We start from the raw sequence: 11239 nt of genomic DNA on the forward strand, positions 1-11239 counted from the left end.
GCGGTTGCCGCGGCATCGGGCAGACGCGTGCGCGGGTCGTACGGGGCTGAGCGCGCCCCTCACCGAACCGGCCCGAGGTCGCTACGTTCGCGCCGCGCGAGCGAGGTGTGTGGCTGCCGTCGCTCGGGGGGCGTGGTCGGCGGGCCGGCGCCGGGGGTGGACGGTGTTGGCCAGCAGCACCAGGAACGTGTCCGTGGCCCGGTCGAGGACCAGCGACGTGCCGGTGAAGCCCGTGTGGCCCGCCGCGCCGCGCCCCGCCAGCTCGCCCATGAACCACGGCTGGTCGATGCCGAAGCCGAGGCCGGAGCCGGTGAACAGCAGCTCGACGAAGTCGGGGCCGAGGATGCGGGCCCTGCCGTGGGCGCCGCCGCACAGCAGGGTGCGGCAGAACACGGCGAGGTCCCGGGCGGTGGAGAAGAGCCCCGCGTGTCCGGCGACGCCGCCGAGCGCCCAGGCGTTCTCGTCGTGGACGACACCCCGCAGCATCCCCCGGTCCGCCTTGGCCCAGGGCCTGCGCTGGTCCTCCGTGGCGGCGGCGTCCGGCCGGGGTCCGAAGCCGGTGGCGGCCATGCCGAGCGGGCGGGTGATGCCCTCGCGCACGAGGACGTCGAGGGAGCGGCCGGTGAGGCGCTCCAGGACGTGCTGGAGGAGCAGCATGTTCAGGTCGGAGTAGACGTACGCGCCGGGCGCGGTGACCGGCGCCTCGGCGCGCAGGGCCGCGAGTCGGGCGGCGTCGTCCGGACAGTCGTACAGCGGGAGTTCGGGCCGCAGCCCGGAGGTGTGGGTGAGGAGCCGGCGCACCGTGATGCCGTGTGCGGCGGCGGCCCGGAACTCGGGGAGGTACGCCCCGACCCGCGCGTCGATGCCGAGCGTGCCGCGCTCCAGCTGCTGCACGGCGGCGACCGTGGTGAAGAGCTTGGTGAGCGAGGCCAGGTCGAAGGGCGTGTCGGCGCGCATCGGCACCTGCCGCTCGGGCGGCAGCTCGACGCCCGTGTCGGTCACCGGGTCGTACGAGGAGTAGCGCACCGCCCGGCCCACCGCCTCCTCGGCCGCGATCACCGGGCCCCGGCCGGCGAGCACCACGGCCCCCGCGCACCAGGGCCGGGGCCCGCGCGGCAGCGCCCGCACCTCGGCGAGGAGGTGGCCGATCTCGTCGGGGTCGAGGCCCGCGCTCTCGGGGGTGCCGGTGCGCAGGAGCCGGGGTGCGCTCAGTGGTCCGCCTCCTGCGTGGTCGCCTGCTGCCAGGGGCGGCACAGTCCCACGAAGCAGGCGATGGCCGCCAGCGCGCAGGCCAGTTGGACGACGGCCATGGGGACGGCCGTGTCCTCGCCCGCGATGCCGACGAGCGGCGAGGCGACGGCGCCGATGAGGAAGGAGGTGGTGCCGAGGAGCGCGGAGGCGGAGCCTGCGGCGTGCGGGGTGCGGGTGAGGGCGAGCGACTGGGTGTTGGGCATGACGAGGCCCATCGTCGACATCAGGACGAAGAGCCCGGCCGCGACGGGGAACAGCCCGACGTCGCCGAAGACGCCGGTGGTCATGAGCAGCAGCGCGGTCGCGGCGACGGTGAGGGCGGCCAGGCCGGTGGCGAGGACCTTGTTCAGGCTGACGCGGCCGACGAGGACCTTGCCGTTGAGCTGGCCGGCGGCGATCAGTCCGACGGAGTTGACGCCGAACAGGAGGCTGAACGTCTGCGGGGAGGCGCCGTAGATCTCCTGGATCACGAAGGGCGAGGCGGAGATGTACGCGAAGAGCGCGGCGAACGCGAAGCCGCCCGCGATCATGTAGCCGGTGAAGACGCGGTCGGCGAGGAGCGACCGCATGGTGCGCAGCGCCTCTACGGTGCCGCCGCTGTGCCGCTTGTCGGGGTCGAGGGTCTCGGGCAGGCGCCGCCACACCAGGAGCGTCAGCGCGGTGCCGACGCCCGTGAGGACGACGAAGACGCCGCGCCAGTCGGTGACGCGCAGGACCTGGCCGCCGATGAGGGGCGCGACGACCGGGGCGACGCCGGAGATCAGCATCAGGGTGGAGAAGAACCGGGCCATCTCCACGCCGTCGTACAGGTCGCGGACGACGGCGCGGGCGATGACGATGCCGGCGGCGCCCGCGAGGCCCTGGAGGAGGCGGAAGCCGATGAGGAGTTCGACGGTGGGCGCGAAGGCGCAGATCGCGGTGGCGGCGATGTAGACGAGCAGGCCGATCAGGAGGGGGCGGCGGCGGCCCCACTTGTCGCTCATCGGGCCGACGACGAGCTGGCCGAGGGCCATGCCCAGCAGGCAGGCGGTCAGGGTCAGCTGCACGGTCGCGGCGGGGGCGTGCAGGGCGTCGGTGACCTCCGGCAGGGCCGGCAGGTACATGTCCATGGAGAGCGGCGGTACGGCGGTGAGGCCGCCGAGGACGAGGGTGACGAGGGCGCCGGTGCGGCGGAGGGCGGCGAGCCTTCCGGGCTCCGCCGCCCCGGGTATCCGGTGCTCTTCCGTTGTCTGCCCGCACTCAGGCATCGTGCCCCTCCCGGTCGATCGGATCGCTGCCCATGGTCGCAGCTCCGGGTGCGTGCCCGGCACCGGATTTCACCTCGGGCGCGACCTCACGGGCCGTCCCGCGCGCGCGGCCGCCCTCGGGAAAACCTGGGACGCGGGGATAAGGAGGGGAGGGGAATTCCCTGCGCCCAGCGAATCCCGGGGCCGCCGAAAAAGCGTACAAGGCTTCCCTTTTCGATCACTATTACGTTCATGGCGAGCGGCGGATCAGCAATTGCCCCCGGCATTACTGTGCACCGGCACCCCCTTTTCCCTGGCGCCCGAAGTCAACTCGGCGACCGCCCGTTCACCGGACGGGGTGCCCCTCGGGCCCCGGAGCGTGTGCTCACCTCACGAGCACCCGGGAGGTGGAAGTGTGGCACCCCCCTGACCACTTGCCGATCCGGACAAGGCCCGATGAAAATCTCCTTTCTGCTGCAGAACGCTTACGGAATGGGTGGCACCGTCCGCGCCACTTTCAATTCCGCCGGTGCCCTCGCCGAACGCCATGACGTGGAGATCGTCAGCGTCTGGCGGACGCACGACCGGCCCAGCTTCCCGCTCAGCGGAAAGGTCCGGCTGCGGCCGCTCATCGACAGGCGTCCGCACTCCCGCCGGGGCGGCCCCGGAGCGGTGAGCGGGCCGAGCACGCTGGTCCCCCCGGTGGAGGCACGCGGCGCCGGCTTCGACCGGCTCACCGACCGGCGGGTGGCGCGGTTCCTCGCCCGCACCGACGCCGACGTGGTGGTGGCCACCCGGCCGGGACTGGTGATCTACCTGGCCGAGTTCGGCCGCCGCCACTACCTGCGGATCGGCCAGGAACACCGGGTCTACGGCACCCACGAGCCCGGCATCCGCGCCGCCCAGGACGCCGCCATCGCCGCGCTGGACGCGCACACCACCGTCACCGAGGCGGACGCCCTCACCCACCGCCGGCACCTCGCGGCCACGGGCACCCCGATCGCGCACCTGCCCAACTCCTCGCCGCCGCCCGCCACGGCGCCCTCGGACGGCGGCTCACGCCTGGTCGTCGCCGGCGGCCGCCTGATCCCGGTGAAGCGGTACGGCCTCCTCGTGGACGCCTTCGCCACCGTGGCCGCCGCGCACCCGGACTGGCGGCTGCGGATCTACGGCCGGGGCCCCCAGCAGGCCGCGCTGCGCGCCCGCATCGACGAACGCGGCCTGAACGACCACGTCTTCCTGATGGGCGCCAACCCCTGCCTCGCCACCGAGTGGGCCAAGGGCGCGATCGCCGCCGTCTCCTCGCGCGAGGAGTCGTTCGGCATGACCATCGTGGAGGCCATGCAGTGCGGCACTCCCGTGGTCGCCACCGACTGCCCGCACGGGCCCGGGGAGATCATCCGGGACGGCGAGGACGGGCTGCTCGTCCCGCCGGGCGACAGCAAGGCCTTCGCCCGTGCCCTGATCGGGCTGATCGAGGACGCGGACCTGCGGCGTGCCATGGGCACCGCCGCCCGGCGCAACGCCGAGCGGTACGCGCCGGAGCACATCGCCCGGCGCTACGAGGAGCTGATCGCCGGACTGCGGGCCTCCGTACCGCCCGCGCCGGTCCCGCTCGACCGCCGACTGGCGGCCGGCGTCGCCCACGCCGGGACGGCCGCCCGCCGGACGCTGTTGCGGACGGCGCGCACCGTGCGCCGGGCGGCGCGGGGACGCCCCGGCGGCCTGGGCCCGCTGCGCCCGAGGGCGGCGTGCGCCGTGGACGCCGGGGGCGGTCTCGTCGTACGTCTGGAGCAGGCGGGGATGCGGGGCGGCGCGTTCACGCTGACGGCGACGCTGCGGGGGGCCGAGGGCCGGGGCGAGGAGCCGCTCGCCGTGCCGCTGCGGCCGCCCGAGACGGACGGGGCGCCGTGGACGGCCGTCCTGGAGCGCGGCGCCCACGCGCTCGCCGAGGGCCGCTGGGACTTCCACGTCATCCGGTCGGACGACGGGGCCCGCCGCCGTGTCGCCGCCACGAGCGTCGACCAGCGCACGCTGGTGGACCTGGCGGCCCTGCCGGACCCGCCGTTCCGCTGGTGGATCCCCTATCCGACCGTCAAGAACAACCTCTCCCTGCGCACCTGGCGCCGCCCCGCCCACGCCGAGGCCCGCACGCTGACCACCGACCGCACGTCGTGCACGGTGGAGGGCGCCCTGCACGGCGCCGCGTTCGCGCCGGGCCAGCGCCCCCGCCTGCTCGCCGTGCCGCGCCGGGATCCCGCCGCCGCCTTCGAGACCGAGGTGACGACCTCCGGGGCGCACCGCTTCCGCTTCCGCCTGCCCTACGCCCTGGCCCTGGCGGCGGGCGACGGCGCGCCCGAGACCTGGGAGCTGTCGCTGCGCCTTGCGCCCGGGGCCGAGCCCGTGCGGGTGGGGCGCGTCCTCGGGGACGTCGTCGACCGCAGGCGGAGCGATGTGTACGCGGCCGCCGAGGCGCTCATGGGCGAGCCCGGCACGCCCGTCCTGGTGCGCCCCTGCTTCACCGCGCACCACGACCTGGCCCTGACGCTCAAGGAGGCACCGGCCCGGGCCGACCGGAGCCCCGCCGGCCAGGGCCTGACCGGACAGCGTCCGGGCGGGCAGGGCGACTACGCGGGCCGCAGCCCCGGGTCGCCCGCCTCGGTCACGAAGGACGCCGCCGTCCGGAGGGAGGCGCCGGGCGTCGTGACCGCCGAGACCGTCTTGAAGTCCGCCCGCGCCTCCTCGCGGCCGAGGCCGACCGTCACGTAGCCGCGGCGCCCGTTGTAGAACTTCAGGTGCGGGTTCGCCTTGGTGTAGGTGTCCCAGTTGGCCGGCTTGTCCGCGCCGTCCTTGCCGCTGGAGACGGACGTCGTGACGATCTCCGTGCCGACGGTCCTGGAGGACGGGTCGTCGAAGTCGGCCTTGATGTCGAAGGCGTAGCCGACGTGCACGTCACCGGTGAGGACCATGAGGTTCTCCAGGCCGGCCGCCCTGGCGCCCGCGAGGACGCGCGCGCGGGAGGCGCGGTAGCCGTCCCAGGCGTCCATGGAGAGCTTGGCCCGGTCGGTGAGGTCCAGTTTGCGCTGGGAGAAGGTGACCTGCTGCGGGACGACGTTCCACAGGGCGCGCGAGCGGCGCCAGCCGTCGAGGAGCCAACGCTCCTGGGCGGCGCCGGTGATGGTGCGCCTCGGGTCGTCCGTCTCGGGCCCGGGGGCGTGCGCCTTGTCGCCGTACGCCTGGTCGGAGCGGTACTGCCGGGTGTCGAGGATGTCGAACTGGGCGAGGCGGCCCCAGGTCAGGCGGCGGTAGAGGCGCGCGTCGGGGCCCTTGGGCCGCTGCGTGAGGCGCAGCGGCAGGTTCTCCCAGTAGGCGCGGTAGGCGGCGGCGCGGCGCAGCAGGAACTCGGCCGGGGGGTTGCCGTTCTCGTCGACGTCGTCCGCGTAGTTGTTCTCCGTCTCGTGGTCGTCCCAGGTGACGACGAAGGGGTGCGCGGCGTGCGCGGCCCGCAGGTCGGGGTCGGACTTGTAGAGGGCGTACCGCAGGCGGTAGTCCTCCAGGGTCAGCGTCTCCTTGTTGAAGTGCGCGGGCAGCGTGCGGTCGGTGTAGGCGCGGGCGCCGCCCCTGGCGTCGACCGCGTACTCGTAGAGGTAGTCGCCGAGGTGGAAGACGACGTCGACGTCGTCCTGCGCCAGGTGCTTGTACGCGGTGAAGTAGCCGTCGTGGTACGCCTGGCAGGAGACGGCCGCGAGGGTGAGGGTGCTCGCGGCGCCGCCCGGCGCGGGGGCGGTGCGGGTGCGGCCCGTCCCGCTGGTCCAGCGGCCCGCCTTGAAGCGGAAGTAGTAGCCGCGGCCCGGCTCCAGGTGGTCGACCTCGACGTGCACGGTGTGGTCGAACTCGGGGTGGGCGGTGGCGACGCCCCGTCTGGCGACACGCCGGAAGCGGGCGTCGTGGGCCAGTTCCCAGTGGACGGCGACGCGTTCGGCCGGCAGGCCGCCGCCGGGCTCATAGGGGGCGGGGGCGAGCCGGGTCCACAGCAGCACCGAGGAGGGCAGCGGGTCGCCCGAGGCGACGCCGAGGGTGAAGGGGTCCTTGCCGATGCGGCGGGCGTCCAGCTCGGCGGCGCCGGCGACACCCGCGACGGGCAGGTTGGTGGTGAAGGCGAGCGCGGCGGCGGCGCCGGTCACGGTGAGGAAGCGGCGGCGCCCGACGTGGCGTGCGGCGGCGCGGAGTTCGGGCGAGTACTGCTGGGCTGCGAGTGACATGTGGCCCTCCCCTGACGATTGCTGTCAGGGGCATGTAACTGGCGGGGAACGACCTGTGACTGTCGCGTACACAACAGCCGCATGGCGGGCGGGTGATGTCCCCGTGGCCGGGCCTCCCGTACGCTGCGGGGCCATGAACGCTGAGCGAACTGCCTCATCGACCGCGCCGGGCATTCCCGTGGAGACCACCGGGGACGGCACTGTGGAGACCACCGCGGAGGGCGTCGGGGAGCCGGCCGTGGTCGCCGCCGCCGAGAGCGTCGTGGAGAGCGCCGCGGAGAGCCTCGTGGAGAGCGCCCCGCACAAGACGCCGAAGGTCGCCGTGGTGACCGGCGCCGGGTCCGGGATCGGCCGGGCCGTCGCCGTCGAACTGCTCGCGGCGGGGTGGTCGGTGGCGCTCGCGGGCCGCCGCGTGGAGGCCCTGGAGGAGACGGCCGCCCTCGCCGTCGCGAAGGACGGCGCCACCTTGTGCGTACGGACCGACGTGTCGCGGCCCGAGGACGTGGCGGCGCTCTTCACCGGCGTACGCGAGCGCTTCGGCCGCCTGGACCTGCTCTTCAACAACGCCGGGACGTTCGGCCCCGGCGGCGTCCCGGTCGAGGAACTCCCCTACGACGCCTGGCGCCACGTCGTCGACACCAACCTCAACGGCGCCTTCCTGTGCGCCCAGGCGGCCTTCCGGCAGATGAAGGAGCAGCTCCCGCAGGGCGGACGGATCATCAACAACGGGTCGATCTCGGCGCACGCGCCGCGGCCGCACTCGGTGGCGTACACCGCGACGAAGCACGCCCTGACCGGTCTGACGAAGTCACTGTCCCTGGACGGGCGGCCGTACCGGATCGCCGTCGGGCAGATCGACATCGGCAACGCCGCGACCGACATGACCGCGCGCATGCAGTCCGGGGTCCCCCAGGCCGACGGCCGGCTGGCGAGCGAGCCCGTGATGGACGTGGCGGACGTGGCGCGCACGGTGCGGCACATGGCGGAGCTGCCGCTGGAGGCGAACGTGCAGTTCGCGACGGTCCTCGCCACCACCATGCCGTACATCGGGCGGGGTTGAGTCCGCCCGCGCCCGGCACATCTGCACAAGTGGAATGGGAACTACCGACTCAGTCCCGGGCGGTGGGCCCCGTATGCTCAGCTCCTCTCCACGAGAACTTCACACCTGGAGCACTCCTTGCGCATACGCACCATGGCCCCCGCTGTCCTGGCCGCCACCGCCCTGTCGGTGTCCCTGCTCGCCGCGTCGCCCGCCTCGGCGGTGACCGCGCGCCACCAGGGCGGGCTGCACCTCGGCTACATCCAGTACGACAGCCCGGGCAGCGACACCCGTTCGAACTCCTCGCTCAACGCGGAGTGGGTGAACATCCACAACAGCAGCTCGTCCGCGATCCAGCTCAAGGGCTACCGGCTCAAGGACGACACCGGCTACACCTACACCTTCGGCAGCTACCGGATCGGCGCCGGCAAGACCGTCAAGGTGCGCACCGGCAAGGGCTCCGACGCCTCCGGCGTGCGCTACTGGGGCCGGGGCAGCTACGTCTGGAACAACACCGGCGACAAGGCCCGCCTCGTCAGGCCGAGCGGCTCGCTCCAGGACTCCTGCTCCTGGACGCGCGCCGACCACGGCACGAAGAACTGCCACTGACCTGCGCCGAGGGGGCCGGGCCGGCGCGCGGTGCGCCGCGGGTCAGGCCTGGCCCGTCTCGAAACGGGAGATCCGGCCGTCGTCCTCGACGGTGAAGTACCACTTGGTGCGCATCTCGCCCCAGGTGTCGTTGCGGTAGCCGACGAGCAGCGTGCGGCCGCCGGCCGACTCCGACTCGACGTCCATATGGCCGTTGGAGGAGAAGATCTCCCGGTCGGCCCACTCGGCGAGGTCCCGGTCCGTGCCGTCGTCGGACATCGTCGCGTCCGGGGTCAGCAGCGCCTCGAAGGTGGCCCTGTCGTGGGCGTTCACCGCGGTGACGAAGGCCCGGACCGCGGGGTCGCCGAGCCGGTTTACCTGAATGGTCATGGGCCCACCGTCACATCGAGCCACCGGCCGCGCCACCGGGGGCCAGCGGACGTCTCACCCGTACGGCCGCGCGGGCCGGGTGCCCGGCGCCGGTCCGTCGGACGGTGGAGGAAAGGCAGGCCCACCTCACCGGCTTGCCGCCCCACCGACCCGGGAGCCCCGATGACCTGTTCTTGCCTGGACCGACGCGACCTCGGACTGCTGCTGCTGCGCGTGGGCACCGGAGGGGTGCTCGCCGCACACGGCGCCCAGAAGCTGTTCGGCTGGTTCGGCGGCGGCGGCCTGGAGGGCACGGGGGCGTGGATGGAGTCCATCGGCTACGCGCCCGGTAAGGCGAACGCCACGGTCGCGGGCCTCGCCGAGGCGGGCGGCGGCACGCTCCTCGCCCTCGGCCTCGCGACCCCGGCCGCCGGGTCCGCCGCGGCGGGCGCGATGGCGGGCGCCGCCGCCGTGCACACCCCGCACGGCTTCTTCAGCCAGGGCGGCGGCTACGAGTACCCGGCGTTCCTCGGCCTGGTCGCCGCGGCCCTCGCGGTCACGGGCCCCGGCCGCTACTCCCTCGACCACGCGCTCGGCCACTCCCTCAACCGCGCCTGGATGGTGCCGGCCGCGCTCGCCGGGACGGCGGTCGGGGTACTCGCGACACTGGGCGCCAGGAACAAGAAGGTCCGCGAACAGAGCGAGGACGCCGCCCCGCAGGCGTAGCCGCCGGTTCCGGCCGAACGGGCGTACACGTCCGGCGAGGCGCCGCCCGCGTTAGGGTCACGCGGGTACGGCGCGCGGCCGGCCGGGGTGGCCGGGGGCGCGGGCAGGACGGACGGGAAAGAGGGGGCCGCGCACGATGGGCGCGAGGGTCACGGCGGTCAGCAGCAATCCCACGTACTCCTTCAGCAAGCCGAACCGCGAGAGCGTCACGCTGCTCGCCGGGCTCGGGGTCGAGGGGGACGTGCACGCCGGGGAGAAGGTCAAGCACCGGTTCCGGATGCGGCGGGACCCGGACCAGCCGAATCTGCGCCAGGTCCACCTCATCCACGAGGAACTCCTGGACGAGCTGGTGGCGGACGGCTTCGCCGTGGCGCCGGGCGAACTGGGCGAGAACATCACCACACGCGGCGTCGACCTGCTCGGGCTGCCCACGGGCGCGCTGCTGCGCATCGGCGCGTCCGCCGTCGTGGAGGTCACGGGGCTGCGCAACCCGTGCCGCCAGATCGACGGTTTCCGGGCCGGCCTCATGAAGAAGGTCGTCGGACGCGACGAGAACGGCGCCGTCGCCCACCGGTCCGGGGTCATGAGCGTGGTCCGTCAGGGCGGCGAGATCCGCCCCGGCGACGCCATCGAGGTCGTCCTGCCCGAGGGACCGCACCGCCGGCTGAGGACGGTCTGACATCCCGCCCTACAGTCCCTGTCCGAACCAGGTCTCGGCCAGGGCGTCCAGCGTGGGCTCGGGCGGGGCGGGCAGTTCCCGCAGGTACCAGGGCAGGTTGCTGTACACGTGGAGCAGGGTGTACGCGAGGATCTGACGCGGCTCGTACGTCGTTCCGTACGCCTTCATGAAGCGCGGCAGCAGTCCCGGCTCGGCCCGGGTGACGAAGAGCCCGACACCCACGAAGTCGTACGCCGGGTCGCCGATCATGGCGGGTTCGAAGTCGAGGAGGCCGGTGAGACGCCAGCCGTCGGCGGGGTCGACGGTCAGGTGCTGGCGCATGAACTCCGTGTGCAGCAGGGCCCGTCGGGCGCCCGAGCCGTTGTCCGTCACGGGCAGGGGCACGGAGTCGAGGAAGCCGGGTATCTGCTCCCGCCAGTGCGCGGGCAGCGCGAAGGCGCTCTGCCGGTCCACCGCGCCCGCCCGCTGCCCGGCGAGGAAGGCGTCCCAGTCCTCGGGCCCGAGCACGTCCGCGAGGGGTTCGGGGTCCAGGGCGTGCAGCGCCGCGAGGGCCTCCGCCGCGTCGGTGACGATCCGTTCCCGGTCGGCGCGCGGGATGTCGGGCCAGGCGGTGGCGAGGCCCCGGCCCGGCAGGCGGGACATCAGGACGTAGCGCCAGCCGTTCTCGTAGTCGCCGAAGTCGTGCACCTGGGGGGTGGGGACGGGGAGTCGGCCCTGGACGTGGGCGAGCACGCGGGCCTCGGTCACGGCGTCCTGGGCGTCCAGGCCGGGGAAGAGCTTCACCACGTGCCGGTCACCGACCGCGTAGACGGGCTGGGACCCCTCCGGGTAGCGGGTCAGCGGCGCCCCGGCGAACCCGAGCCGCGCGCACAGGTCCTCCGCCCCCGGCCGCATGATCGCCTCGTCGGGGACGACGCGGTCCCACTCCTCGTCCGTGTACACCTCGGGCAGCATGAGGGGCACGGTAGTGCTCGCCGTGGCGGGGCCGCGAGCGAGTTTCCGCCGCCGGCGGGGCCGCGTGACGCGACAGGGCGGGGCGGGACGGGCGCGGCGGGGCGCGGCGGGGCGCGACCCCATCGGGCCGCGCCCCGCCGTGGGT

9 protein-coding genes and 1 pseudogene are annotated in these 11239 nt (G+C 74.2%); 5 read left to right on the plus strand and 5 right to left on the minus strand.

The genetic code is table 11. The annotated features are described in order from the left end of the window. Positions 1-81: 81 nt before the first annotated feature. Together ACZ516_RS02435 and ACZ516_RS02440 are read right to left on the minus strand one after the other, a co-directional pair. Complete coding sequence (locus ACZ516_RS02435; protein WP_469008116.1) at positions 82-1254, minus strand: serine hydrolase domain-containing protein; 1173 nt, start codon at positions 1252-1254, stop codon at positions 82-84. Next, complete coding sequence (locus ACZ516_RS02440; protein ID WP_361080673.1) at positions 1209-2498, minus strand: Bcr/CflA family multidrug efflux MFS transporter; 1290 nt, start codon at positions 2496-2498, stop codon at positions 1209-1211. The genes ACZ516_RS02435 and ACZ516_RS02440 overlap by 46 nt, the downstream gene beginning before the upstream one ends. A 471-nt stretch (positions 2499-2969) precedes the next feature. On the opposite strand from ACZ516_RS02440, the pseudogene ACZ516_RS02445 reads away from it, so the two are divergent. Continuing rightward, positions 2970-3986, plus strand: a pseudogene (locus tag ACZ516_RS02445) (glycosyltransferase); the annotation flags it as partial. Between the two features lie 1118 nt (positions 3987-5104). Here ACZ516_RS02445 and ACZ516_RS02450 read toward each other — a convergent pair. Further along, the gene (locus tag ACZ516_RS02450; protein ID WP_469008117.1) at positions 5105-6739 is read right to left on the minus strand and encodes an alkaline phosphatase D family protein; all 1635 of its coding nucleotides are present in this window, start codon (positions 6737-6739) and stop codon (positions 5105-5107) included. A gap of 133 nt (positions 6740-6872) precedes the next feature. Between ACZ516_RS02450 and ACZ516_RS02455 the strand changes: the two genes are divergently transcribed. Together ACZ516_RS02455 and ACZ516_RS02460 are read left to right on the plus strand one after the other, a co-directional pair. After that, complete coding sequence (locus ACZ516_RS02455) at positions 6873-7799, plus strand: SDR family oxidoreductase (RefSeq protein ID WP_469008119.1); 927 nt, start codon at positions 6873-6875, stop codon at positions 7797-7799. 117 nt (positions 7800-7916) lie between these two features. Further along, positions 7917-8387, plus strand: coding sequence for a lamin tail domain-containing protein (locus tag ACZ516_RS02460; protein ID WP_358585602.1), 471 nt, complete (start codon positions 7917-7919; stop codon positions 8385-8387). Positions 8388-8429: 42 nt separating this feature from the next. Here ACZ516_RS02460 and ACZ516_RS02465 read toward each other — a convergent pair whose 3' ends face one another. Continuing rightward, complete coding sequence (locus tag ACZ516_RS02465) at positions 8430-8756, minus strand: nuclear transport factor 2 family protein (protein ID WP_361080679.1); 327 nt, start codon at positions 8754-8756, stop codon at positions 8430-8432. Between the two features lie 162 nt (positions 8757-8918). On the opposite strand from ACZ516_RS02465, the gene ACZ516_RS02470 reads away from it, so the two are divergent. Beyond that, on the plus strand, positions 8919-9461 hold the full coding sequence (locus ACZ516_RS02470) for a DoxX family protein (protein WP_358585598.1): 543 nt from the start codon (positions 8919-8921) through the stop codon (positions 9459-9461). Between the two features lie 136 nt (positions 9462-9597). Continuing rightward, entirely contained in the window at positions 9598-10140 is a 543-nt protein-coding gene (locus ACZ516_RS02475) for an MOSC domain-containing protein (RefSeq protein WP_361080681.1), read from the plus strand. Between the two features lie 9 nt (positions 10141-10149). Here ACZ516_RS02475 and ACZ516_RS02480 read toward each other — a convergent pair whose 3' ends face one another. Further along, positions 10150-11094, minus strand: coding sequence for an aminoglycoside phosphotransferase family protein (locus ACZ516_RS02480; RefSeq protein ID WP_361080683.1), 945 nt, complete (start codon positions 11092-11094; stop codon positions 10150-10152). Between the last annotated feature and the right edge of the window lie 145 nt (positions 11095-11239).

It is taken from the genome of Streptomyces sp. NPDC034037, assembly GCF_055575715.1.

What these genes read in the sequence shown, in the direction of transcription:
- ACZ516_RS02440 (WP_361080673.1), bottom strand. Translation starts at nt 2,498, where the DNA reads ATGCCTGAGTGCGGGCAGACAACGGAAGAGCACCGGATACCCGGGGCG.
- ACZ516_RS02450 (WP_469008117.1), bottom strand. Translation starts at nt 6,739, where the DNA reads ATGTCACTCGCAGCCCAGCAGTACTCGCCCGAACTCCGCGCCGCCGCA.
- ACZ516_RS02455 (WP_469008119.1), top strand. Translation starts at nt 6,873, where the DNA reads ATGAACGCTGAGCGAACTGCCTCATCGACCGCGCCGGGCATTCCCGTG.
- ACZ516_RS02465 (WP_361080679.1), bottom strand. Translation starts at nt 8,756, where the DNA reads ATGACCATTCAGGTAAACCGGCTCGGCGACCCCGCGGTCCGGGCCTTC.
- ACZ516_RS02470 (WP_358585598.1), top strand. Translation starts at nt 8,919, where the DNA reads ATGACCTGTTCTTGCCTGGACCGACGCGACCTCGGACTGCTGCTGCTG.
- ACZ516_RS02475 (WP_361080681.1), top strand. Translation starts at nt 9,598, where the DNA reads ATGGGCGCGAGGGTCACGGCGGTCAGCAGCAATCCCACGTACTCCTTC.
- ACZ516_RS02480 (WP_361080683.1), bottom strand. Translation starts at nt 11,094, where the DNA reads ATGCTGCCCGAGGTGTACACGGACGAGGAGTGGGACCGCGTCGTCCCC.